At 42.0% G+C, this 25640-nt stretch carries 25 protein-coding genes; 12 read left to right on the plus strand and 13 right to left on the minus strand.

Annotated elements, in window-relative coordinates:
- Positions 1-222 precede the first annotated feature (222 nt).
- Together EGM47_RS15410 and EGM47_RS15415 are read right to left on the minus strand one after the other, a co-directional pair.
- Positions 223-1731: a sensor histidine kinase gene (locus EGM47_RS15410; RefSeq protein ID WP_240642493.1), complete on the minus strand. Its 1509-nt coding sequence runs from the start codon at positions 1729-1731 to the stop codon at positions 223-225.
- Positions 1718-2392 carry a response regulator transcription factor gene (locus EGM47_RS15415; RefSeq protein WP_317126905.1) on the minus strand — a complete coding sequence of 225 codons (675 nt, stop codon included), beginning with the start codon at positions 2390-2392 and terminating at the stop codon, positions 1718-1720. The genes EGM47_RS15410 and EGM47_RS15415 overlap by 14 nt, the downstream gene beginning before the upstream one ends.
- Before the next feature lie 146 nt (positions 2393-2538).
- On the opposite strand from EGM47_RS15415, the gene EGM47_RS15420 reads away from it, so the two are divergent.
- Entirely contained in the window at positions 2539-3432 is an 894-nt protein-coding gene (locus EGM47_RS15420) for a hypothetical protein (protein ID WP_124981736.1), read from the plus strand.
- A gap of 178 nt (positions 3433-3610) precedes the next feature.
- On the opposite strand, the gene EGM47_RS15425 is transcribed toward EGM47_RS15420, so the two are convergent.
- From EGM47_RS15425 to EGM47_RS15440, 4 genes are all read right to left on the minus strand, one after another.
- Positions 3611-3820 carry a glycogen-binding domain-containing protein gene (locus tag EGM47_RS15425; RefSeq protein ID WP_124981737.1) on the minus strand — a complete coding sequence of 70 codons (210 nt, stop codon included), beginning with the start codon at positions 3818-3820 and terminating at the stop codon, positions 3611-3613.
- Positions 3821-3838: 18 nt separating this feature from the next.
- Entirely contained in the window at positions 3839-4198 is a 360-nt protein-coding gene (locus tag EGM47_RS15430) for a hypothetical protein (protein WP_124981738.1), read from the minus strand.
- A gap of 45 nt (positions 4199-4243) precedes the next feature.
- Positions 4244-4534, minus strand: a complete 291-nt coding sequence (locus EGM47_RS15435; protein WP_124981739.1) for a hypothetical protein — start codon at positions 4532-4534, stop codon at positions 4244-4246.
- A 71-nt stretch (positions 4535-4605) separates the two neighbouring features.
- On the minus strand, positions 4606-5883 hold the full coding sequence (locus tag EGM47_RS15440) for a multidrug effflux MFS transporter (protein ID WP_124981740.1): 1278 nt from the start codon (positions 5881-5883) through the stop codon (positions 4606-4608).
- Between the two features lie 104 nt (positions 5884-5987).
- Here EGM47_RS15440 and EGM47_RS15445 point away from each other — a divergent pair, with 104 nt between their 5' ends.
- Genes EGM47_RS15445 through EGM47_RS15470 form a run of 7 tightly spaced genes read left to right on the plus strand, consistent with a single transcriptional unit; the run spans position 5988 to position 12600 of the window.
- On the plus strand, positions 5988-6701 hold the full coding sequence (locus EGM47_RS15445) for a selenophosphate synthetase (RefSeq protein WP_124981741.1): 714 nt from the start codon (positions 5988-5990) through the stop codon (positions 6699-6701).
- Positions 6701-7963 carry a kynureninase gene (kynU, locus tag EGM47_RS15450; RefSeq protein ID WP_124981742.1) on the plus strand — a complete coding sequence of 421 codons (1263 nt, stop codon included), beginning with the start codon at positions 6701-6703 and terminating at the stop codon, positions 7961-7963. The genes EGM47_RS15445 and kynU overlap by 1 nt, the downstream gene beginning before the upstream one ends.
- Positions 7960-8382, plus strand: coding sequence for a hypothetical protein (locus tag EGM47_RS16445; protein WP_164510930.1), 423 nt, complete (start codon positions 7960-7962; stop codon positions 8380-8382). Before kynU ends, EGM47_RS16445 begins: the two co-directional genes overlap by 4 nt.
- Entirely contained in the window at positions 8379-9773 is a 1395-nt protein-coding gene (locus EGM47_RS15455; RefSeq protein ID WP_124981743.1) for an FAD-dependent oxidoreductase, read from the plus strand. The genes EGM47_RS16445 and EGM47_RS15455 overlap by 4 nt, the downstream gene beginning before the upstream one ends.
- Before the next feature lie 44 nt (positions 9774-9817).
- Entirely contained in the window at positions 9818-10222 is a 405-nt protein-coding gene (locus tag EGM47_RS15460; protein ID WP_124981744.1) for a RidA family protein, read from the plus strand.
- Between the two features lie 38 nt (positions 10223-10260).
- Positions 10261-11247: an isoaspartyl peptidase/L-asparaginase family protein gene (locus tag EGM47_RS15465; protein WP_124981745.1), complete on the plus strand. Its 987-nt coding sequence runs from the start codon at positions 10261-10263 to the stop codon at positions 11245-11247.
- Between the two features lie 12 nt (positions 11248-11259).
- Positions 11260-12600: a sugar MFS transporter gene (locus EGM47_RS15470; RefSeq protein ID WP_124981746.1), complete on the plus strand. Its 1341-nt coding sequence runs from the start codon at positions 11260-11262 to the stop codon at positions 12598-12600.
- A gap of 426 nt (positions 12601-13026) precedes the next feature.
- Here EGM47_RS15470 and nqrF read toward each other — a convergent pair whose 3' ends face one another.
- From nqrF to EGM47_RS15500, 6 genes are read right to left on the minus strand one after another with little or no spacing between them, the layout of a single operon-like run.
- On the minus strand, positions 13027-14316 hold the full coding sequence (gene nqrF / locus EGM47_RS15475) for an NADH:ubiquinone reductase (Na(+)-transporting) subunit F (protein ID WP_124981819.1): 1290 nt from the start codon (positions 14314-14316) through the stop codon (positions 13027-13029).
- A gap of 27 nt (positions 14317-14343) precedes the next feature.
- Entirely contained in the window at positions 14344-14958 is a 615-nt protein-coding gene (gene nqrE, locus EGM47_RS15480; protein WP_124981747.1) for an NADH:ubiquinone reductase (Na(+)-transporting) subunit E, read from the minus strand.
- Positions 14959-14976: 18 nt separating this feature from the next.
- Complete coding sequence (locus tag EGM47_RS15485; RefSeq protein WP_124981748.1) at positions 14977-15678, minus strand: NADH:ubiquinone reductase (Na(+)-transporting) subunit D; 702 nt, start codon at positions 15676-15678, stop codon at positions 14977-14979.
- A gap of 40 nt (positions 15679-15718) precedes the next feature.
- Positions 15719-16447: a Na(+)-translocating NADH-quinone reductase subunit C gene (locus EGM47_RS15490; RefSeq protein ID WP_124981749.1), complete on the minus strand. Its 729-nt coding sequence runs from the start codon at positions 16445-16447 to the stop codon at positions 15719-15721.
- Between the two features lie 2 nt (positions 16448-16449).
- Entirely contained in the window at positions 16450-17832 is a 1383-nt protein-coding gene (gene nqrB / locus EGM47_RS15495) for an NADH:ubiquinone reductase (Na(+)-transporting) subunit B (RefSeq protein ID WP_124981750.1), read from the minus strand.
- A gap of 3 nt (positions 17833-17835) precedes the next feature.
- On the minus strand, positions 17836-19179 hold the full coding sequence (locus tag EGM47_RS15500) for a Na(+)-translocating NADH-quinone reductase subunit A (protein WP_124981751.1): 1344 nt from the start codon (positions 19177-19179) through the stop codon (positions 17836-17838).
- A 220-nt stretch (positions 19180-19399) separates the two neighbouring features.
- Between EGM47_RS15500 and EGM47_RS15505 the strand changes: the two genes are divergently transcribed.
- The gene (locus EGM47_RS15505; RefSeq protein ID WP_240642495.1) at positions 19400-20623 is read left to right on the plus strand and encodes a type IX secretion system plug protein; all 1224 of its coding nucleotides are present in this window, start codon (positions 19400-19402) and stop codon (positions 20621-20623) included.
- A 1015-nt stretch (positions 20624-21638) separates the two neighbouring features.
- Here the strand turns inward: EGM47_RS15505 and EGM47_RS15510 are convergent.
- Complete coding sequence (locus tag EGM47_RS15510; protein WP_124981752.1) at positions 21639-21908, minus strand: hypothetical protein; 270 nt, start codon at positions 21906-21908, stop codon at positions 21639-21641.
- Between the two features lie 194 nt (positions 21909-22102).
- Here EGM47_RS15510 and EGM47_RS15515 point away from each other — a divergent pair, with 194 nt between their 5' ends.
- The 3 genes from EGM47_RS15515 to pruA all read left to right on the plus strand — a co-directional run bounded on the left by EGM47_RS15515 (position 22103) and on the right by pruA (position 25499).
- The gene (locus EGM47_RS15515) at positions 22103-23329 is read left to right on the plus strand and encodes a DUF3667 domain-containing protein (RefSeq protein ID WP_124981753.1); all 1227 of its coding nucleotides are present in this window, start codon (positions 22103-22105) and stop codon (positions 23327-23329) included.
- Between the two features lie 3 nt (positions 23330-23332).
- Positions 23333-23719: a Co2+/Mg2+ efflux protein ApaG gene (apaG, locus tag EGM47_RS15520; protein ID WP_124981754.1), complete on the plus strand. Its 387-nt coding sequence runs from the start codon at positions 23333-23335 to the stop codon at positions 23717-23719.
- A gap of 154 nt (positions 23720-23873) precedes the next feature.
- Positions 23874-25499 (plus strand): L-glutamate gamma-semialdehyde dehydrogenase, encoded by a 1626-nt coding sequence (gene pruA, locus EGM47_RS15525; RefSeq protein ID WP_124981755.1) that lies wholly within the window; start codon positions 23874-23876, stop codon positions 25497-25499.
- Positions 25500-25640 lie beyond the last annotated feature (141 nt).

Consider the following 25640-nt stretch of genomic DNA (forward strand, 5'->3'; position numbering starts at 1 on the left):
TTTCCAACCAAACTTTTCTGCAAAAAAATTAAAGTTTTTTTAAACCCAATTCTCAATTACCTCATTTCCAATACCAAACACAAAAAGTTTTTTTTAGCCTTTACCCCTTACCCCTCAAGAACCTGATCAGACTCCGCAATAGCCCACACAACAAACCCTAGAATAAATACACGCATCAATACTTTCGCGAAAGCGATCAATCTATACGTAGAAAGAAATGGATCATGCTGTCGGTAGTTGGAAATAAAAGGTGGAACCTTCATTTTCCTCACTGAAAACTTTAATGGTCGATTCGTGTAACTCCAGAATCTTTTTTACAATAGCCAACCCAAGACCTGCTCCATTTTTAGCAAAACCCTCGCTGGTTTGCTTGAATCTTTCAAAAATCGTAGACTGCATTTCAGGAGCGATGCCTATACCAGAGTCGTTGACTTTAACGGAGCAATAACCGGCTTTTGTTTCCAGTTGTATGGTTATTCGACCATTTTCAGGAGTGAACTTAAGGGCATTGTCCAACAGGTTCTGAAGGGCTCTCTCAATCAAGCTTATATCAGCGCGCACCAAAATATTCTTATTGTCTGCTACCTCCAGACGGAGATCTATATTCTTTTCGGTGGCGAGTATCTGGTATTTGGACACCAAATCCAAACACAGATCCGTGATAGAGAATTGCTCGATCAATGGTTCTATCTGTTTGGCCTCAAGTTTTGAATATTCAAAAAGTTGTTCCACTAAACCGGTGAGCTTATCAGTATTGGAGCTGATGACTGCAAGGTATTTTTGTTGTTCCTCTACGGACAATGTATCGGATTTTTCTTGAAGGGTTTCGGCATAGCCTTTAAGTATAGCCAGCGGAGTACGTAAGTCATGGGATACATTGGCAATTAACTGCCGGCGCAATTCATCTACACTTTTTATTTCTTCTAAATTGGCATTGATGGTGTCTGCCATATCATTAAAGGTATGTGCGACCACGGCGATATTTGTTTTTTCGGGATGCTCTATCCTAGCGCTGAGATCGCCTTCTTTAAATCGACGGGCTGCCAGTGTGATTTTCCTAAGGTTCTTTGTTAAAAACCAAATGGCTCCCAATCCAATGAGCAACGTGAATAAAGTGGTCAGTCCAATGGCTCCAAGGCCAAAACTCTTGATGTATTTACCGAATATATTAGCGCTAGCGGTTTGGTAAACCTCACCAGACAATATTATATATATGTAACCAGACCGACCTTGATCGGTGAAAGGTGCAGCGGAAAATATCTTCTGTTCCTGTGGATCTCTGGGATCATCCCCCAGATAAAAACCAGTTCCATTACTAGCCAAAAAATCGCTGATGGGTGTGGTATTCACATATTTGGTCGGTTCGCCTGGGTTATGATCCAATACGACAGAGTAAAGCACCTCACCGTCATCGGCCAGCATATACACCTCTATACTGCGATTGACCGCCATCATATCATGCATCAAATCTCCAAAGACCGCCTTATTGACGCTTCCATCCTCTAGGAATGGTCTGGCTTCTGCAAATTTTTCATCAATTAAGTGTTGGGCTAGTGGTGCATTGATCTCTTGTTGGGTAGCCAGATGATGCTGGTTGGAAAAATGATTTGTGATCAATATATAGGATACTGCCATTCCCAAAATAAGCAGTGAAAGAGCAACCCATAATTTAAAAACCAATCTAGGTGTCAGGGTGGCTGAAGTCTTGCGGCTCATATTAAATCTCTTCATTAAAACGATATCCTATACCCCAAGTGGTCAATATATATATAGGATGTGACATATCGGGCTCAATTTTAGCACGTAGTCGATTGACATGGGAATTCACGGTGTGTTCATATCCTGAGAAATTATACCCCCAGATGATGTCTAACATTTCGGAACGACTATAACTGCGACCAGGATGGGTTCCCAACAGCACGAGCAAATCAAACTCTTTGGGTGAAAGTTCTATTTTTTTGTCGTTGAGAGTGACCCGCCTCATTTCCACATTAATTTTCAGGTCCCCAAAATCCAATTGAGAATGATCTGAGGAGCCAGTGGTTTTTTTCTCACTCCTTCTCATGACTGCCTTGGCACGTGCTTTCAATTCGCGAATCGAAAAAGGCTTGGTGATATAGTCATCCGCACCGATTTCCAGCCCCAGGACTTTATCTATCTCTTCGCTCTTTGCGGTCACCATGATCACTGGTGTATCTTTTTTCTTTCTGAGTTCTCGGCATACTTCTACTCCATTGATTTCAGGAATGGAGAGATCCAGAAGAATGAGGTCATAATCGTTAGACAAAGCTTTATCTAATGCCGATTTACCATCATTTACACTTTCCACATCCGCGTTGAGATCCTTCATATGGATTTCGAGCAAATCGACGATATCTAAGTCGTCCTCCACAATGAGTATTTTATTTTCCATATTCACAAAGCAAGGAAAAGCCTATCACAAAAAGGTCACGAGATGTCTCAAAAAGTTGATCTCATGGTTATCCCCTTGAGATATGATAAGGGTTAGTTTGTACTGTAAACATAAAACAATTAATCATGAAAACTTACATTTCCCTTTTCGCTATGGCTATCCTACTATTTTCTGGATGCTCGAGCGATGATGATGCTGGTGAGCGAAATACCACATCCAATCTTAATCTAAATATCGACAAATTGGAAGACCTAGGACCCAATTATGCTTATGAAGGCTGGGTGATGGTTAATGGGTCGCCCGTTACCACTGGAACTTTTACTGTAGATGGTAACGGTAATTTGAGCCAAACCAGTTTTCCAGTCGACACTGAAACCTTGGAAGCAGCGACAGCCTTTATTTTAACTATTGAGCCTAGTCCAGATCCAGATCCTGCACCTGCCGCTAGCAAGTATTTGGCTGGAGAATTCACTAATAGTACAGCTAGTATTTCTACCAACTTCGGTCCTGCTCCCGGTGACTTTTCCAATGCAGCTGGATCGTTCTTTTTACGCACTCCCACCGATGAAACAGGAATGAACAATGGAAATGACACTAGTGGTGTTTGGTTTGGATTACCAGGCATGCCTCCCTCTGCAGATTTTGTTCTTCCAACCCTTCCTGAAGGATGGATTTATGAAGGCTGGGTTGTGGGTGATACAGGTGCTTTGTCTACAGGAACCTTTACAGATTTTGGTGCACGTGACAGCAGCAACGGCTTTTCTGGAACACAGAACAATGCAGGACCGCCAGTACCAGGAGAAGATTTCTTCAATAACCTACCCGCCGGAGAACCTTCCCCATTTTTGGTTCCTGGACGCAATGTTGTGATCACGGTGGAACCGGTACCAGACAACTCTCCTGCCCCATTCACTTTGAAGCCATTGGCCAAAATAGCCAACTCTGATACCGCGCCATCGGCTCAAAGCTTTGACAACAATGTCACCAACACTTTTCCCACAGGTACAGTTTCAAGATAGTTTTTTGGTTGGTTAGTTTGGAAAGCGCTCGATGAACAATGGTCCATCGAGCGTTTTTTTATTGGGGGTCAATGTCTAATAGAAATCAACGCTTTTAGTATGAATAGAGTTAAAGATTCTTTCAGTGAAAAGAGGTAGAAGTAAGTGAATAAATGAAAAGGTAAGCCCGAAAAGAAACTCATTTCACAAAGATGACGGAGTTCAAATGATCCCCATCTCCAAACTCACAAGTCTCATTGGTAGGATCCATTATCCAATTTCCGTCAACAATGAATTTATATTGATATTTTTCATAGGATAAGGGTACCTGAACAGTCCAATAATCTCCCTGCCTGTTCATAGGTTTCTTATTGTGTTGCCAGTTTGAGAATCCGCCGGCAAGAAACACTTCTTGATAAGCTTTATCCTATAAACGGAATTCGACAGCTTTCATTTTAGTGATAAGACTGTTGTATTCTCCGTACTCATTGGGAACCTTCAAGGCAATTTTTAGTCTTTTACCTTCCAATAGGGTTTTCATGATGATACCATGTCTCTTTCTTTTAAAAGTTAGAGAGTCTGTAGCACGGTCGGTGAGATAGATTTGATCAATTCGATTGCCTTTGCGGTCAGTTTCAAAAAGGGTGATTTGTTTCAGGAAAAAATCAATGTAGACCTCAAAGCCCTTCAGGTTATAGTATCCTAGAATTCCATTGATCTTAGATCGGGTAACACGCTCAATATGACTGAGGTTGATCAGGTCTGCATAATTTAGAGTCCATTTCAAAACCATCGATCAGTAGTTGGTTGATATTAGCTTCCCTTACATAGCTTAATTCTTTATTGATCGAGAAGGCTCCTTTTGACCCTGAGCCATTCCCATAAATACGTTTATTAAGTACCATCGCGAGGAACCAGTATCAATAATAAAAGGTCCGGTAGCTCCATTGACAGAGGCTATGACTGTAATTAAGTTACCCTTTAATTCAAAAGGCATACGAACTGTATGTTCACTCAGCTTTTCAGCGGAAGGGAAGCTTACGGGTGTGTCTAGCGGAATAATGTCAGTCGCACGGGTAGTATGAACCGCCAACAGCAGACAAAGTAAAGTCAGGTATTTCACGAGTCTAAAGTCTTGGTTACACATAACGACCTGAACATAGGCGATTTGTTACATGCAATATACTAAGAAAGTTACTGATCCCGCTTCTTGACCTGGTATGGGTGTTTAAGAAACGCTTTCGCGAAAGCGTAACCTTGAGCATAATTTCGTCTGAAAAATTCAATGGCGATATGAGCCAGAACGGCACAACCGGCTAACATAGCAAATAATGGGAGTAACGAGTCGGTGAGGTAGTGGGCGACAAACCAACTCGCCAGGGAACCGAAAATCATACTAATTGCCCCAACAAATGCACTTGCACTTCCTGCCCTTTTGGTAAACGGATTAAGGGATAAGGCGGTAACATTGGGGTTTTGAAAACCAATAAGCGTCATCATACAGAATAAAGTTGGATAGATCATCCAGAATGAGTCTCCATCTTCAAGGATATAGATAAAGCCAATAACGCTGACCAGCACCAATAGCGTACTCACTACATAGGTAATTTGGAAAGTAGTAAAGCGGATTAGAAAAAGACGATTGATCTGGCTGCCCGCGATCAATCCTGCAGCATTGCTCCCAAAAATGTATCCAAAACTTTCCTGACTCATTCCAAAAAAGTCCAAAAAAATAAAGGGTGCTGCCGCTACATAACCCAATAACATACCGATCACAAAACCTCTTGCCGTTGAAAAAAGAAAGAAGTCATGATTTCTATAAATACCCCAATACTCGCGTAAGACAGGTATGGGGTGCAAAGGGGCTGCGGGATTGGGCCGCGTGCTTTCAGGGAGCAAAAAGACCACATTAAATAACATCAGAGAGGCAAATCCGGCCAGTCCATAAAATATCATCTCCCAATGGTAATGCGCAATTACATAACCGCCAATGGTAGGTGCAATAATAGGAGCAATTCCCATAATCAGCATTAGTGTGGAGAGAACGTCGGCAACTTTATCCTCATCAAAAAGGTCCCTTACAATCGCCTTACTCGCCACCATTCCAGCACATGCGCCGAGGGAAGTGAAAAATCTCAAGGTGGCCAATGAAAGTACATCCCAGGCAAAGGCACTTAACAAACTTGTAGAAATATAAAGTATCAGACCAAAGATCAATGGTTTCCTGCGACCAAAACGATCCATAAGCGGCCCGTACGCCAGCTGTCCCAAACCAATTCCTATAAAATAAGTGGTAAGAGTAAGACCGATGGCACTGGTATCCACCTTAAAATCACCCGCTATCTGTTTAAAGGCGGGTAAGTAAGCATCGATAGAAAAGGGTCCTACGGCAATCAATAAGCCTAAGATCAAGATGATACCGACTCTACGGCCCTTACTCATTTTATTCTTCTCCACCAATTTTGCCTTCATTTTGCAAAACTAAGTTTATCCTGAACTATGATAAAGCTATTCACAAAGCTTTACCATTTCCTAACGGGAGTTAATTTGTATTTTTAGGCTTCAAATTTGAATCTATGAGAATACTTTGCTGCATCCTTACCTTGGGATTATTGCTTTCCAGTTGTAAACAAGACAAAAAAGCACCCCAGGAGGTCGCACCTACCGAGTCCAGAGAGCCCTCGGAAGCAAGCCAGAAATCTAACTCAACCGAGGAACCAGACATCACAACTAAGGCTGGTTTGGTGGCTCAACAAGCCGGAATTGAACAATGGAAACAAGTGGAACAAGTCCAATTCACCTTTAATGTGGAAAAAGGAGGAAAAAATCTAGTGTCCCGTCAGTGGACCTGGAATCCCAAAAGCGATATGGTCCAATTGATTTCTAAAGGAGAAACGGTAAATTTCAATCGGCGGTCACTCAATGATACGATTACCAAAAGCGCTGATCGCAGTTTTGTAAACGATGTATACTGGTTGTTACCACAATTCAAGTTGGTTTGGGATACCGGAACAAAAATCACCTATCCCACAGAAGACTTAGTCAGAATAGCGTATGTAGGTGATGGTGGCTACACCCCAGGAGACCGATATGACTTGCGTCTGAATGACCAAAATAGGATCACCCAATGGGAGTATTACCCGCAAGGCTCAGACAGCCCTACAATGACCACCACTTTTGAGGATTACAAAACTTTCAATGGTATCGAAATTGCCCAACAGCACAAGGCGGTGGACGGTGATCTGAACATTTATTTTACAGATATCAACATCCTTAAAAACAAGCAATAATGGCTTTAGAAACAAAGCTTGAGGAAGCACACGAGTTGGATAAAAAGGATACGCTATCCCGCTTTCGCGAAAGCTTCCACATTCCAAAACACAAGGATGGCAGCGATAGTATTTATTTTTGCGGGAACTCGCTGGGACTTCAACCCAAACAAACCAAAGAATTTCTCGAACAGGAGCTTAATGACTGGGCGGGTCTGGGAGTAGAAGGACATTTTCACGCTCAAAACCCGTGGATGCCCTATCATGAATTCCTATCTAAAAAGATGGCAGAAATTGTTGGCGCGCAACAGCATGAAGTGGTGGTAATGAATACGCTAACAACCAATCTACACCTGATGATGGTTAGCTTTTACCGTCCTGAAGGCCGCAGGCGCAAAATACTAATCGAGGGTGATGCTTTTCCCAGTGATCGCTACGCAGTAGCTTCTCAAATTAAATTTCACGGTGGAGATCCCGCTACAGACCTGATTACTTGGCAACCCAGACCTGGGAATAATACGCCAGACATGGATGATCTGAAAACAATTTTAGAGCAACAAGGTGACCAGATTGCATTGATCATGGTTGGAGCCGTCAACTATTACACCGGACAGTTTTTTGATCTGAAGAGCATCACTGAACTGGGTCACAGTTATGGAATTATGGTAGGTTTTGACTGTGCCCATGGCGCTGGCAACGTGGATTTGAGACTGCATGAGTCAGGAGCAGACTTTGCCGTATGGTGTACCTATAAGTATCTGAATTCAGGACCAGGGAGCTTGGGGGGTTGCTTTGTACATGAACGCCATGCCGACCGACCTGAATTGCCCAGGTTTACCGGTTGGTGGGGACATAATAAGGAGACCCGATTCAAAATGCGGGACGATTTTGAGCCCATGTATGGGGCTGAAGGATGGCAATTGTCCAATCCGCCGATTTTAAGTATGGCTGCGATTCGGGCCAGTCTGGATCTATTTAGTCAGGCTGGTTTTAAGGCCTTGAGAGAAAAATCCGTTCAACTTACCGCCTATCTGGAATTTTTACTACAACAGATGCAAGGTGATCGTATTTCCATCATTACTCCTTCCGACCCCAACTGGCGAGGCTGCCAATTATCCCTGGCAGTAAAGGATGCAGACCGTAGCCTTTTTGATGCTATCACTGCCAAAGGTGTGATTGCCGACTGGCGTGAACCTGATGTGATACGTATTGCTCCGGTTCCTTTATATAACAGTTTTGCAGATTGCTGGAAGTTTGTTGATATTTTAAGCTCAGAGATGTGAGTCACAAGAATCCCTTAATAAACCACTTGCAAGCTTACGTGTTGCTCTCTATGGCTAGTATGTTGCTGCTTACAATAGGTTGGGTGTTCCTGCGATCTATTGAAAATAATGTATGGTACAATATTCATTTAGTGGCTGGTTTTGTCTTGTTTGTATTGCTTATACAGTGGGTGACGCTTAAACAAGCCAAAATGAAAAGTATCATGGGCTGGATTGCCTTGTCAATATCCATTGTTCTATCAATGATAACCAGCTTATTCATCATTCCATTGATATTCATCCTGATAAAAGGATCTGTATCCATCTTAGATGCAACCGACCAACTCCAGGGTATGAGTTTTGTTATACTTCTGCTCCTGCAGCTGAGCTTGATTATCCAATTTATCCGTTCCTACCGCAAAAGCTTACATAACGTATGAAAACATCAAACAAAGACACAAAAATACTGATTGCTGGTGCTGGACTCTGCGGATCCCTACTGGGATTGCGACTGGCTCAACGTGGCTATCACGTGGATATTTTGGAAAAGCGCCCAGACATGAGAAAACAGCTGGTGGATGGCGGTAGATCTATTAACCTGGCTTTGTCTGATCGTGGACTAAAAGCCCTCGAACTTGTGGGACTTGAACAGCAGGTAAGGGAACTGTGTATACCCATGCATGGTAGATTGATCCATAATGTGGACGGTAGTACTTTCACTTCCAATTACAGCGGTCGTGCAGGAGAATATATCAACTCTATTTCGCGGGAGGAATTGAACAAATTGTTACTGGATGAAGCTGATCGATATGATCGTGTACAGGTGGATTTTGACGACGAGATCCGATCGGTAGACCTTAAAAATGCCCAGCTCACCTATCAAGATTCAGAGAGCGGCCAAGAAAAAACATGGAACGCAGATATCTTACTGGGTACCGATGGAGCAGGTTCGGTTGTGCGCAAGGCGATGTCCCGTCAGCGTGATTTTCTATTTTCCAACAGTTTAAATTGGCTACCCCATGGCTATAAAGAATTGAGTATACCACCGCAAGAAGATGGTGGCTGGCGCATTGAAAAAAATGCTCTGCATATATGGCCTAGAGGAGGTTTTATGCTCATCGCCCTGCCTAATCTCGATGGTAGTTTTACCGTGACTCTTTTTATGCCCTATACCTCAGACGGTCCTTGCTTTGATCAATTGAAGGATGATCAGGAAATAATGGGCTTTTTTAGGACCTATTTTCCAGATGTGGTCGAACTCATACCAGATTTGACCGAGCAATTTCATACCCATCCCACGCCACCTTTGGGAACGGTGCGTTGTTCTCCCTGGACGGCTTATAATAAAACTTTGTTGTTGGGAGATGCGAGTCATGCTATCGTACCTTTCTATGGACAGGGGATGAATGCTAGCTTTGAAGATGTAAGTATTTTTGATCAATTGTTGGACAAGCATGAAATCTGGGGCGAACTTTTTCAGGCGTTTTCAAAACAGCGCAAACCAGATGCCGATGCCATCGCTGATCTTGCACTAGACAACTTTGTAGAAATGCGTGATAGTGTGGCACACCCCAATTTCAAAACCAAAAGACAGATTGAAATGAAGTTGGAGTCCGCTTTCGCGAAAGCGCAATACCAATCTAAATATTCCCTGGTCACTTTTCCTGCTCCTGGCGTAGGTTACAGGGAAGCCATGCTGCAAGGTCGTGCCCAGGATAAAGCCATTTTATGGTTGCTCGATCAAGGAATGATTACAGGAGAGGAACCTGCAGAAGAATTGCTTGAAAAGATTAAAGCCAAGGCCAAGGAAGTGCGATGGCTGCAACAATAAGCCTCATCAACCAATCATAAATTAGTCATCTAAAATTTAAGCATATGGGAGTACTATCAGATAAAGCAAAACCAAGGGGAAGATATCCTCATATCAAGCGAGTAGGTGATTTCCTGATGGTTTCAGGAACAAGTAGCCGTAGACCTGACAATACCTTTGCCGGTGTAGAAGTAGATGAGATGGGAACCACTAACTTGGATATCAGAGCACAAACCAAGGCCGTCTTAGAAAATATAGACGCCATCCTCAAAACAGAAGGTGCCAGTCTCAAAAATGTAGTGGATGTCACGACTTTTTTGGTGAATATGAATGATTTTGGCGGATATAATGAAACTTACGGCCAATTTTTTGATTACGATGGTCCAACCCGCACCACGGTAGCCGTGCATCAATTACCGCATCCACATCTGCTGATTGAAATTAAGGCGATGGCTTATCTACCACTTTGATGAGTTAGTTGTCAATCTTTTTAAAAAAATAATCAATCATGAACAGACGCAGATTCATCCTCCAATCCTCTAAGGCAGGGGTTGCCTTAAGTTTGGGTGCTACCCTGATGGCCTGCATCGATCAAAATACAGATACTGTGGTTCAACCTAAAAAATCAAAAGTCATTGCCCTCTGCACTTGGGGCTTTTCTGAAGCCAATGCCGCTGCTGGTAAAGCTCTGGAATCAGGTTCTACTGCATTGGAAGCTGCCATTACTGGTGTAGCTGTAGAAGAAGCAAATATCAAAAACAGCACAGTAGGTAAAGGTGGTGCCCCAGATAGAGAAGGAAATGTCACTCTAGATGCCTGTGTAATGGATGCCAATGGAGATTGTGGCGCGGTGGTTTGTGTGCAAAATATCACCCACGTCGCCGCTCTCGCAAAAGTTGTCATGAAAGAAACTGAGCATGTCATGCTGGCCGGCGAAGGCGCTGAAGAACTGGCTTACCGTCACGGTTTTCAAAAAGAGAACCTACTGACGGAAAAAGCTGCTGAAGATTATAGAGCTTGGTTAAAAACAAGCAAATACGAGCCTATCATAAACATTGAAAACCACGACACTATAGGAATGTTGTGTATGGACCAGCATGGTGATATCGCTGGAGCCTGTACCACCTCTGGTTTATCTTATAAAATGAAGGGACGTGTCGGTGACTCTCCGATTATTGGCGCAGGTTTATTTATAGACAATGAGGTAGGTGGAGCTGCTGCCACAGGAATGGGCGAAGAAATTATGAAACAAGTAGGCAGTTTTCTGATCGTTGAACTGATGCGTCAAGGTAAGAGTCCGCAGGAGGCATGTGAAGTGGCCATGCAAAGAATTGTATCCAAAAATAAAGATATCAATAAATTTCAAGTTGCTTATATTGCAATCAATAAAGCTGGAGCTACTGGAAGTTATTGTATCCACCCTGGTTTTTCCAGAATGGAATATAGGAATGGGAAAAATACCCGTATTCCATCAGCCGCGCATTTTACCAACTAATTAAAAAAACCAATGACAACAAAATCACAAAAGAGCTTCGGCTCTGCCTTTGCCTTTCTGACCAGCCTTTTTTTCATGTGGGGTTTTATTACCGTTTTGGTGGATGCCCTGGTTCCTAGATTGAAAGACGTATTTGAATTGAGTTACGGTCAGTCAATCATGGTGCAATTTGCCTTTTTCGGCGCTTTCTTTTGTTTTGCTATTCCTTCAAGTTTTTTATTAGAGAAAATAGGTTATCAACGAGGTATAGTTACAGGTCTATGTATTATGGGAGTTGCCTGTCTCCTATTCTATCCGGCAGCAAGTTATCGCGAATTCTGGATTTTTATTACGGCATTTTTCACCTTGGCCGCAGGGATCACATTGCTACAAGTAGCAGCTAATCCTTATGTCACACTGTTGGGAGATGAAAAGACAGCTTCCAGCCGACTCAACTTATCCCAGGCCTTTAATAGCTTTGGGACACTTTTAGCGCCTATTGCCGGAGCCTTATTTCTTTTGAGCGATTCTGTCATGACCAGCGAGGCAATTTCAACCCTCTCTGAGCCCGACAAGATTGATTATTATGCCCAAGAGGCCTTGACCGTGCAAGAACCTTTTTTGATCATAGCAGGAGTGCTTTTTGCACTAGCTGCGGTATTTGGTTTTACCAAACTGCCCTCGCTTCTCAAACAAGCGCCAAAAGATGGTTACAAACAACTCTTAAGTAATCCAAAGTTCATGCTCGGTGTCTTGGGTATTTTTATGTATGTAGGTGCCGAGGTATCCATCGGTAGCTTTCTAGTTAATTATTTTGAAGAACTAGAGGTTATTCAAGCCATTAAATCCAGTGATTTCTTAAGTGGGCTTTCTTCATTTTTGCTGATTGGAAAGGATATCACTGATGTGGACGCTAAGGCGATTCTGGGCTCATTTGTCACCCTGTATTGGGGAGGTGCGATGATAGGACGATTTATTGGTGCTTTCCTGATGAGATTTATCAGCAGCGGGAAGTTGTTGATGATTTTTGGAATGTCGGCGATGGTGATGATCATCCTCTCGGTGAGCAGTAGCGGAACCACAGCGATGTTTAGTATTCTGGCTGTAGGACTCTTTAACTCCATCATGTTCCCGACTATTTTTAGTCTGGCATTGGATGGGCTGGACAACCTAAAAGCTCAAGGCTCTGGATTATTAGTCATGGGAATTGTAGGTGGAGCCTTTATTCCTAAGATTGTCGGAACCATAGCTGATGCGTTTGGGACCGAAGCAGATGGGTCGACAACAGGAACAGGGTTGAGTATCGCATTTTTGACGCTTTTATTGTGTTATGCATACATTGCTTTTTATGGATCCAGTAAACGTCATGTATAAGTCATTAAAGGTTTGGTTTGATATCCGTTCCTGGCAATTATACACCAAATGAAAAACAAAAAACCCGATCCTTGAGGATCGGGTTTTTTAATGAGCATTTGTCTAAATTACTAATTCCCAAATAAGTTACTTAACTATATTGCTCAATTTCAAATTCCCGCTTAAGCTATGCTATTGATAACAAAAGGAGGACAACAATGATACAACCCAATTATTGCTTGCGCAATGTATCTAAAGGCTTAAAACAGGGTATATAACGAGTATTGAACACCTGTGAACGAAAAAATAAGATTTGTAGGAAAAGTAGACGTCAAATTATGATGCTTGCATAATAAAAGTCTGCAATTTTATACAGCAGTTCAATTGAAGCAACAAAAAAGCCTGGATGTAGGTCCAGGCTTTTTAAGTATTTTAAACAGAGGATATTTATCCACCGAAATCATCAAAACGGATGTTTTCAGGATCCACACCAAAGTCTTCTGCCATTTTACCTACGGCATTATTCATCAAAGGCGGACCACAGAAATACACTTCAAGGTCTTCAGGTGCCTCGTGTTTGTTCAGATATTGATCAATCACCACTTGGTGTATAAACCCGACAAATCCATCACCTTCCTCGTCATGAATGTCCTTTTTGACTTTCCAATTGTCTTCTTCCAATGGCTCAGAAAGTGCCATAAAAAATTTGAAGTTAGGGAACTCTCTTTCCAACTCACGGAAGTGCTCTATATAGAACAATTCGCGCTTGGAACGCCCTCCATACCAATAAGTGACCTTACGGTCTGTTTTAAGCGTTTTAAAAAGTTGATACAAGTGAGAACGCATAGGCGCCATCCCGGCTCCACCACCTACATAAAGCATCTCGGCATCAGAGTGATTAATGAAGAATTCGCCATAAGGTCCTGAAACGACGACTTTATCTCCGGGCTTTTGGTTAAAAATATAAGAACTGGCTACCCCAGGGTTGACATCCATCCAACCATTCTTGGCTCGATCCCAGGGCGGTGTGGCAATACGTACGTTCAACATGATATCGCGCCCTTCTGCTGGGTAGGAAGCCATGGAGTAAGCACGTTCAACGGTCTCTGGGTTTTTCATTACCAATGGCCATAAGTTGAATTTGTCCCACTCATCCTTAAACTTGTCAGGAGTTTCATGTTCTTCAGGGTGTGCAGTAATATCCATTTCCTCGTAACGCACCTCGCATTTTGGAATTTCGATCTGGATGTATCCACCCGCTTCGTAATCCATATCTTCTGGCAAGCGCACAACAAACTCTTTGATAAAAGAGGCTACGTTATAATTACGTACAACTTCGGCCTCCCACTTCTTGATTCCGAATACCTCTTCTGGAATCTCGATCTTCATGTCTTGTTTCACCTTTACCTGGCAACCCAATCTCCACCCTTCAGCGATTTCCTTTCTGGTAAAATGTGGCTCTTCTGTCGGAAGAATGGTACCTCCACCTTCCATGACAATACATTTACATTGGATACAGGTTCCACCTCCACCACAAGCAGAAGGAAGGAAAAGCTTGTTATCTCCCAAGGTTCCCAAAAGCGTGCTTCCAGAGCCAGTCGTTATATCCTTCTCTCCGTTTACATTAATGGTCACGGGACCAGAAGGCAAGAGTTTGGATTTGGCTCCCAATAAAAGGGAAACCAGTAAAAGAATAAGTGTAAGGAAGATCAATACACTTGCAAAAATGGTAATCATATTAGGATCCATACCTGATGTCGTCTTTTAAATTTCTATTCCCATAAAACTCATAAAGCCCAAAGCCATGAGTCCGGTTATAATAAATGTAATTCCCAATCCTCTCAAGGGAGCTGGAACATTAGAGTAAGCAATTTTTTCACGAATAGCGGCGATCGCTAGGATGGCCAAAAAGAATCCAAAACCACTTCCTACTCCATAGGTAAGTGCTTCAGAGATCCCGCCAAAATCTTTTTGTTGCATAAATAATGATCCACCCAAAATCGCACAGTTTACAGCAATCAAAGGGAGGAAAATACCCAAAGCACCGTACAATGCTGGAGCAAATCGCTCTACTACCATTTCCACCAGCTGCACCATACTCGCAATTACAGCGATAAACATGATAAAGCTTAGGAAGGAAAGGTCAACCGTTGCATATTCCGGATCAAGCCATACCAAGGCACCAGGTTTTAACAAATAGGTATCCAGCAACCAGTTGATCGGCACTGTGATTCCTAATACAAATACCACGGCAGCTCCAAGACCGACCGCTGTCTTGACCGACTTTGATACGGCCAGATAAGAACACATACCTAAGAAATAGGCAAAGACCATGTTCTCAATAAAAACGCTTCTTACAAAGAGGTTAATTAAATCCATTTTCTCTATTTCTTAAGTTTAGTTTTGTTCGATGAGGGTTCTGTTACGACTGCGTTGTACCCAGATGATGATACCTACAGTAATCAAAGCCATTGGTGAAAGCAACATCAATCCATTATTGGCATAACCAAAGTCATAAAAGGATTCAGGAATCACTTCGCTTCCAAAAAGTTTACCAGCTCCTAATAGTTCTCTAAAAAAGGCTACCAAAATCAGGATAAAAGCATAACCAGCGGCATTACCAATACCGTCCAAAAATGATTTATATACGCCATTCCCCAACGCAAAAGCCTCCAAACGTCCCATCACGATACAGTTGGTAATAATCAACCCAACAAATACTGACAATTGTTTGGAAACGTCATAGGCATAAGCCCTTAACACCTGGTCTACCAAGATCACCAAAGCTGCAACAACCACCAATTGAACGATGATACGTATACGAGACGGAATCAAATTACGGAGAGCACTAACGATCATGTTACTGAATGCCATTACGGCCATAACCGCCAGTGACATCACTATCGCTGGCTTCAATTGAACTGTAATCGCCAAGGCACTACAAATCCCCAATACCTGAACCGTAATCGGGTTGTTGTCGGTAAGGGGATCAGATAAAAGTTTTCTGTTTTTCTTCCCCAAAAGCCCTTCCCTTTCATCCGTATCGGACAGGAACAGGATGAGTTCTTCTTTTTTCTTTAAATCTTTTTCTTCAGCCATTCGACTAGTTTTTTATCGCTTTCGCGAAAGCGGCATCTCCTTATAGGTTAGCAGCCACTTTTACGTTAGTGTTTTCTTTGAAATAAGGCAGGTAATTTTTGAGTCTTTCGGAGATCATGTCGGTCACGCCATCACCAGTAATGGTCGCTCCAGAAATAGCATCCACGGCATTATCATCTTTGTTATCGCCCCCTTGGTAACCTTTGGCAACGGACACACCGATAAAATTACCTGATTCATCCAGGATCTTCTCGTCTTCAAATCTCTTTCTGAACCATTCTTGGGTGATCTCTGCCCCCAAACCAGGAGTTTCTCCCTTGTGGTCAAATACGGCTCCTTTGATGGTGTTCACATCATCCTTTAGAGCTACATAACCCCAGATGGCATCCCAAAGCCCCTTCCCTCTTAGCGGAACCACATAATATTTGACCCCTTCCACATCAGCCACATATAAAGGAAAAGATTGCTCCTCTACTGGCTTTTTGAGTTCTTTTTTAAGATCGACTTCAAAGGCATTGACCTCTGGCTTTTCTTTACCGTCAGCACCCAAGGCAATACGCTGGGTGATGTGTTTATCAAAAAGTACTTGTGCGCTATCTCTGGAGGTAGAAATCCCTACCGTACCGAGGATGTTTTGCATTTTTTCTTCCTTGACGTTTTTGGCCTGAGCGGGTTGCAGTTGCGTCGCCGCAAAAGCAAGTGCACTGGCTACTACCGCAACAAGAATTACGGCAAACAAAAAAGTATAGCTATTTGAATTCCTATCCATTACTAAGCAGTTTGAAGTTTAACCTGTGCTTTTTTGGCACGTTTCTTACGTTTACTCACGTTGGCCTGGATCACATAATGATCGATGGTCGGCGCAAAAACATTCATCAACAATATCGCCAACATGATTCCTTCCGGATAAGCTGGATTGAAGATACGTATCATGATTCCAAAGAAACCGATCAGGATTCCGTAGATCCACTTTCCTTTAAAAGTTTGTGCAGCACTCACTGGGTCAGTCGCCATAAATACGATACCAAACAATATACTACCTACCACCAGATGTTGCCAGAATGGGAAATTGATCAACTGGTTGGTTCCTAATTCCATTAGCGTTGCGTCCCAACCACTTAAATTAAGTGCATCTACCGCTGATGCATCATTATATACCTGATCCATAGTGATTCGGTCACTGTCGACCAATTGCATAATAAAATCACTACCTAAATCACCAAAGAAGTTAAAGATAGCTCCCATGGCTGCTCCACCGATCAATCCGCCCAAGATAATTCTCCAGCTACCGACTTTGGTAGCGACGAGGATGATGGCACCAATGAGCACCATCAAAGCAGAAGTTTCAGCAACGGATCCCGGAATATAACCCATGAACATGTCGTTAAAAGAGATATTGGTCATTACCGAGGATTCTTGTACAGGCACACCAGTAAACGCCACAGATTCTGCAGCGGCGCCCATTATTTCACCGTCATAAGTACCACCTGCCAAAGCTCCCAGAATAGTTTCTCCAGAAACGGCATCGGTAGAACCTTCATGCACCCAAATTGCGTTACCTGACATATATAGTGGGTAAGCAAAAAAGGCAAAGGCACGAGCGGTTAAAGCTGGGTTTAAAATATTCATTCCAGTACCACCAAAGGCTTCCTTACCGATCAATACGGCAAAAGCTACAGATAGTGCCAGCATCCAAAGTGGGATATCAACTGGAAAAATCATCGGAATCAAAAGACCCGTAACCAAGTATCCCTCATTGACCTCGTGTCCGCGATAAATTGCAAAGATGAATTCAATGGTCAGTCCTACAATGTAACTCACCAAAATAAGTGGAGTTACCAGTATCGCTCCTTCCAGGAAAGCGTCCCAGAAAGGCACATCAAGTACACTTCCCAACTGTCGCTCCTGATAAAGATACTGGGCACCCGTGTTCCACATCCCAAAAAGCAAAGCTGGAATCAAAGCAAATACCACTGTAATCATGGTACGCTTCAAGTCTACCACATCACGGATGTGAGCCCCTTTTTTTGTCGTGTGGTTAGGAGTGAATAAAAAAGTGTCAAAAGCGTTGATCGCTGGAGCAAATTTTTCAAGTTTTTGTCCAGGTTCAAATGGCTTTCGCGCTTGGTCTAATTTGTTTCTAACCCATTTCATAGTCTATCCTACTTCTGTTATCATTAGATCCAACCCCAGACGAATGGTTTCCTGTGCCTCAAGTTTGGATGTATTTGTAAAATCAATAAGTGCAAAATCTTCTGGAGCAACCTCATAGATGCCCAGGTTTTCCATCTTTTCGATATCTCCCGACATACAGGCTTTGATCAGCTGTAGCGGATAGATATTCATCGGCATCACTTCTTCCATCTCACCAGTCACTACCAATGCACGTTCCTCTCCATTGAGGTTGGTATCGACTTTTTTCTTACCGCCGAAAAGTTTAGCCAACGAAGTACCCGCATTAGAAGGTACACTGTTCCTTGTAAAAGGCAACCAACCCAATAAAGCGTATTCATTTCCTTCTGGTATGAGGGTTAAGGTGTTGTGGTAAAAATTTAAATACTGGTCATTGCTCAATTTGTCACCAGTAAGGACATCTCCAGAAATGATTCTCGTCTTCTGGGTATTGACATTTTTAACGATGGTATTGACATTGGCACCAGCGATAAATCTGTAATACTTCCGGTCAGCCTCAGCCACATCAGTACCCGCCAGCGCAACAGTTCTTTCTGGTTGATAGGTTCCTGTTAGAAATAGATTTCCAATCGTCACCACGTCTTCGGCACCTACAGTCCAAACACGCTCACCCATATTGATCGGATCGATCTTGTGAATTTGCACCCCCACGTTTCCGGCAGGATGTGGTCCTTTGACCTTATGTATAACAGCATCCTTTACTGATGTAAGTGCAGAATCTTTTTTCACACCCAGATGAACGGCACCAGAAGTCAACTTGCTTAAGGCAGTAATTCCCGCCTGGAAAGCTTCCATTCTATCAGAAATGATAAATTCTGCATCTCCAGCCAATGGCGCAGTCGTGTAAGCAGAAACAAAGATAGATTTTGGTGTATCTTCAGAGTTGGCTACAATGCTATACGGACGCTGAATGATAAATGGCCAGCAACCGCTTTCCAACAATGTCTCACGTATTTGATCCGCACCAGCTGTAGCAGGATCCAATTTACCGTGATTGACCGCCTCATTGGTTCCATCTGGCTTGATGTGTACCTCTAGGATTTTTCTTTTGGCACCTCTTACGATCTCCACCAAAGTTCCACTTACCGGAGCGGCAAATTTGACCTTTTCGTCGTATTTGGAATAAAAGAGAGGCTCACCGGCTTTTACGGTAGCGCCTTCTTTGTATAATAATTTGGGAACGACAGCGTGAAAATCAGTTGGCTTCACGGCATAGATGGCAGACTGCGGTGCTTGTACAAGCTGCTTGTCAGCCTCACCTTTGAGCTTAAGGTCCAGCCCTTTTCTTACTCTAATGTCCTTTGACATAGGATGTTGGATTTAGTCCTTTTTAAAAGTCCGCAAATTTACGCAATAAAGCACGTAATAACATGGGTGATTTTTATTTAGAAATATTCTAAATAGATGCTGAAGCTGATTTTGGCACCGCTTTCGCGAAAGCAAACACCAAACAAGCTTTTTAAGCTATATTTACCCTCAAGCAAATTTGTATATGAAGTCGCAACTGCTATCAATACTTACAATTGGCATGGCTTTAATGTCTGGCATGTCCCAAACCATGGATGAACTGGTCAATGACCCAGATTATATCAAAACGGTCACTTTTAATAAACCGCCAGAAAACATGTTGCCAATCTTTGAAATGGGAGAGGTTTTTGCCCTGAGTTTTGACGATGTGATCGCTGATGAAGCCGACTACTATTACCAGTTTGAGCATTACGATTACGACTGGAAACCCAGCCGACTTTTTAAGAATGAATTTCTGGAAGGTATCGATGATATGCGCATTTTCAATTATCGCAACTCCTTTACGACTGTTCAGCCTTATTCGCATTACGAGCTGCGCATCCCCAATCAATTTACCCAAGGCTTCAAAGTCTCTGGTAATTATATGATTCATATCTACAATACGGATCGGGAGCTCGTTTTTTCTAGGAAATTTATGGTGTTGGATGAAAAAAGTAGTGTGGGTGTAGAAATCAAACGGGCTAGAGATCTAGAATATGTTAATACGCAACAGCGGGTTCAGTTTTTTGTCGATAGTCGAGAAATCAATTTTCTTAACCCAGATCAACAGTTAAAAACAGTATTGATCCAAAATTGCGATCTGACGACCGCTATATCCGGCATCAAACCCCAATTCAATCTAGGCAACAAGCAAGTGTACCGCTATGATGAAGAAACTTCATTTTGGGCTGGCAATGAATATTTGAACTTCGAAAACAGGGATTTTAGATCGCCCAATGTCAATATTGATTATGTCACCAAAGAAGAACTCTACAATGCGTTTCTGTTTGCGGATGGTCCTCGCATACTGGACGAGTACACGTTTAATCCGGATATCAACGGGAATTTTCTGGTTACCACCCTTGATAACGAGGACAATGCCGTACAAGCAGAATACGTGAACATCCACTTTGCGCTGGATCCCAATGGATTAGAATTAGCCCCTGATGCTCGCATTTTTGTGATGGGTAATTACAATGCTTTCCAGTTGCAGCCAGAAAACGAGGCTATTTTCAACCCTAAATCTGGGCGATATGAGGCCACTATATTGCTGAAACAAGGTTTTTACAATTACAGATACACCGTAGTGTATGAGAACGGTCAAGTTGCTCCTGGATTGATCAGTGGCAACAAATGGCAAACAGAAAATCAGTACAGCGTCCTCGCTTACTATCGCGAGTTAGGCGGCAGGTACGATCAGTTGATCGGTATTGGAGAAGCTAATTCAAGGAATATTACCAATTAGTCTAGCGACAAGTAATTCTATAGTTTATGAAGTAATTTTTAATGACTTCATTTTTACCGAATACATCTTGATAATTTAATGGTACTACAGAATTTGTTTTTCCTCTTGGAGACATTTGGTAAGAAACAATAGTGTATTCTTCTGATTCATTATCAGAGATATCGGCTCGCGACATAAATTGATCCTCACATTTGCTAAATTCACCTTGTCTATCTAATGCTCCTAAATGTTCCAGCTGGATATAAATACCATCTTTTTCCAGGAGAATTTCGCGACTTGAAATATCAAAATTGGCTTCATCGCTTCTACCGGCAAGTATATCCTATGGCTCAGTTGAGAATAATAGACTGTCTTTCGTTGTTTCAATAGACTTAAAAACATTAAGCCTTACCATGAATTTATGATTTTTAAGCTCATTTCGAGCATCCCTTCGCATCCCTCTATGTCTTTCAAATTCTAATTCAATAGAAACCAAACGCTTATTTAGTGACTCAAATATTGGTCGTAATAAAGAAGTGATATTATAAGAAATGACTTGATTACCTAATTTTCTCGATTTCTTTATTTTTCTGTTTGAATAGGTTTGCTTTTGAATCTGCTAAAAAAACGCTTTCTAGAATTTCAATATTGGTGTTAAAAAAATCGCGTCTTTAGCTTCCGATTTAAATAGTTGTAAGTTCGTAAAACCTATTGAGGTAATACTCAATTTTGATGTATCGGCAAAAATTGATAAATCAACTGACCCTTTTTGGATTACTATACGTAGCGTTTTTTTCTGAAGTAACGTTTACAAAAGGAATAATATCTTTTGAAGAAATATCTAGAACCATGACTTCTTGACAATAAACTACAGGACTGATTAACGGTGAAATACAAGCTAACTTATCCATAGTAATTTTATTTAAAAACAGACGCGATTTTTACAAATCGCACCTGTTTAAAATATTTGAGGGAATTAAGCTAACTATTCTTGAGTTTAAAATCCTATAAGGATCGCATCTCAGTTACCACTATCCTAGTCAGTACTGCTTATTATTAAACGCTTTCTAGCAATTTTCTTCAAAGAGGGAAGAGCTAGCAAAGTAGCAAGAGAAAGAACGAAAAACATCAAAAAAATAAGAAAACCAACAAGGGAAAAATAATACTTCCATCCAGAAGGAGAATGTAATGTATGAATATTATTCGAGAAAGTGATCCCTGAAAGAATTGTCGCAACAATCGAGATCAAAAGGCTGAAAATAATCATAGCTTTACCCCAAAAAAACAATAATTTATTCCAGTTCATATAGATTGTTAATTGTTTATATCCTTGCAAAGATATCACATAATAAAAACAAAAAGACGAGTTGAGAGAATGATAAGCATCCATTAACAAATCATTGTGAAAATTGTAAAATCTATGTAAACTACATGTTATTAAACCTATAATTCCTATTTTCTATACAATAATTATATTTAACCGCAATTTACCGTCCTTACATGAAACCAACCACCCGATCGCTTATTAAATATCGTGGAGAAGAATGCCTGAATTGTGGTGTTCCTTTGGATGAGCTCGACAAATATTGTCACCAATGCGGCCAACTTAATTCGACCAAAAAACTCGCGCTCAAGGACTTCTTTAGCGAATTTTTCTCCAATGTATTTTCTTACGATAGCAGAATTTGGCTTACCATCAAGCATCTATTGTTCAAACCAGGTTATGTGAGTAAACAGTTCATCAAAGGCAAGAGATTGAGTTATGCCAATCCCTTCCGATTTTTCCTGAGCGTGTGTATTGTTTTTTTTCTAATGGTTCAAGGTCAGGAATTACTCGATGAGTTTACCGACGATCAGATCCAAAAGGCAGTGGAAAAAATGGTCGACAAGGAACTGGCTGACAACGAACAGGCTGACAACGAGATCGAGTTGGGCAACGGGATAATCAAGATCCAGCCAGATGAAGAAAAAGACCTGAAGGACTTGACTGAAGAAGACCTGGCCAAAATTGAGAAAAAGCCTGTTGTGGGGAAATACGTGGCCAAGAAAATACGTGATGAACAAAAAAAACTGGAAAAGGAAACAAAATCTAAGCCTGTTGAGAAAAAGGATACGGTAGTCAATGGAGAAAACTCGATAATCTCTCAGCTAGAATTGGACTCCCTGGGCTCAGTGAAACGTTTTTTTACGCAGATAGATGAATACCAGGATTTCCATTATCGCACTAAAATTGCAGACCCCTCCACCGCGTTGGAAAAAATGGAGCACCGCAATACAGGATACAATCGATCTATGTACGACAAAGCTGTGTTAGCTGATACGATTACCAAGGACCCCTCAGTACTATCCGCGATTATCGTTCCCAAATTACCAATTTTTCTGTTTCTATTCACCCCATTTTTAACCTTGGTTTTTTGGCTATTGTATGCGCGACGATCCTTCAATTATATGGAGCACCTCATCTTTGCATTCAACGTATTCACCTTTGTTTTTTTGAGCTGCATCATTTTATTGTTGGTCCAATGGCTCTCATGGGGCTATGTCGATCTCACCGAATTCTTCTTTTGGTTCATCGGGCCCTTTTATATGTATAAAGCCATGCGCAATTTTTACGGCCAACGGCGTTTTAAAACCTTTATAAAATTTTTAATGGTAAGTTTTATCTTTGCCATAGGACTAATGATAGGCTTAAGTTTATTACTTTTGATAGGTATTGTTCTCCACTAGAATATGATACAACAGGTAACAAGAGGTATAAAGATCTCGGTTCGCACGAGTTTTGAAGGTACATTTTATAAGAATTATAAGATGCACTTTGCCTTTTCGTATATCATCACCATTGAGAATCAAAGTAAAGACAGCGTACAGCTCAAGTCCCGTCATTGGAAGATCAAGGACAGTTTGAGCCGCACAGAGCATGTGGATGGCGAGGGTGTAATTGGAAAAAAACCTGTCCTAAAGCCTGGAGATTCACATACCTATCAAAGTGGCTGCCTGTTGAGTTCGCCATTTGGGAACATGAGCGGCTTCTATAGCATGGTCAATTTTACCACCACCAATCAGTTTGGTGTAGTAATTCCAGCGTTCAAACTCAGTGCTCCCTTTGCTCTGAATTGATATCGCTTTCGCGAAAGCGGACAACTTCCCATACTATTGACGCCAGCACTTACCAAGCTCAGATTCGAATTTATCTTTGGATTTCTTTAGCCTTATCCGCTAGTCCTTCCGAGGGGAAATTTGTATTTTCACCGGCAAATCAAAAAAATTTCACATGGCAAAAGGATTTTTCAATGTGCCCGTTGCAGTCAACGAGCCCATCAAGTCATATGCACCAGGAACACCAGAACGTGAAGCCGTACTTTCGGCCTATCGTAAATTATGGAACACCCATACCGAGGTTCCTTTATATATCAACGGAAAGGCGGTCACCACGGGAGACACCCAGGAAATCAGACCACCTCATGATCATCAGAAAGTAGTGGGAACTTACCACCGCGCCGGAAAAAAAGAGGTACAAAAAGCCATTGCCAGCGCATTGGAAGCACGTAAAAAATGGTCCCAAATGCGTTGGGAACAACGTGCTGGAATATTTTTAAAAGCAGCCGAGTTAGTGGCTGGACCCTATCGCAACCGCATCAACGCTGCGACGATGATCAATCAGTCTAAAACAATCTTTCAGGCCGAAATTGACAGTGCTTGTGAATTGGTTGATTTCTTAAGATTCAATGTCGAGTACATGACAGAGATCTATGCAGAGCAACCTGAGTCAACCTCAGATGCCTGGAACCGATTGGAATATCGACCTTTAGAAGGTTTTGTGTATTGTATTTCACCTTTCAACTTTACAGCCATTGCAGGAAATCTTCCTGCCAGTGCAGCCTTAATGGGGAACGTGTGTGTTTGGAAGCCCAGCGATCACCAGATGTTAAGTGCGCAGGTCATCGCCGAAGTCTTTGAGGAAGCAGGTGTGCCACCGGGAGTAATCAACATGGTAAACGCTGACCCGGTAATGATGACAGATGAAGTAATGACCCATCCTGATTTTGCTGGGGTACACTTCACTGGATCTACCACTGTATTTAAAGGGCTTTGGAGCAAGATCGGTGAAAACATCAACACCTATAAAACCTACCCACGCATCGTTGGGGAAACTGGAGGTAAGGATTTCATCGTCGCTCACAACACAGCTGTTCCAGCGCAAGTGGCAACGGCCATAGTGCGTGGTGCATTTGAATTTCAGGGACAGAAATGTAGCGCCGCTTCCAGGGCTTATATTCCCAAAAGCCTATGGCCAGAGATTGAAGAATTGATTCGCCGTGATGTTGAAAGTTTTAAAATGGGCTCGCCAGAAGACATGAGTAACTTCATCACCGCCGTGATCCATGAAGGTTCATTTGACAAATTGGCCAAATACATCGACCAAGCTAAAAAAGATAAGGCAACCGAAGTCATTATCGGTGGAAATTACGACAAGTCAAAAGGTTGGTTTGTTGACCCTACCGTTATTGTTACCACAGATCCTCATTATACGACCATGGAAACTGAGTTGTTTGGTCCTGTGATTACCGTTTACGTTTACGAAGATGACAAGTACAGCGAGATGTTGGAATTGGTAGACAACACCAGTGAGTATGCATTGACCGGAGCTATTCTAGGACAGGATCGTTATGCGGTGGAAGAAGCAACCATGGCCCTACAAAACTGCGCAGGAAACTTCTATATCAACGATAAGTGTACCGGAGCAGTAGTGGGACAACAGCCATTTGGTGGTGCCAGAGCCTCTGGAACCAACGATAAGGCTGGCTCAAAACTGAACCTATTGCGTTGGGTTTCTCCACGAATGATCAAGGAGACATTTGTCCCTCCTACTGATTATCGTTACCCTTTTATGGGTTAATCCGATTCGTCCAGAGGATATAAAATAAAAAGCTTCAATCTAAATGATTGAAGCTTTTTTAATTTTCATTGCTTAATGAATTCGCACATGGACAAAAAAAAATCCGAATCTTTTAGATTCGGATTTTATATCAATGCTGCT

It is taken from the genome of Nonlabens xiamenensis (assembly GCF_003865345.1).
GTDB classification, from domain to species: domain Bacteria; phylum Bacteroidota; class Bacteroidia; order Flavobacteriales; family Flavobacteriaceae; genus Nonlabens; species Nonlabens xiamenensis.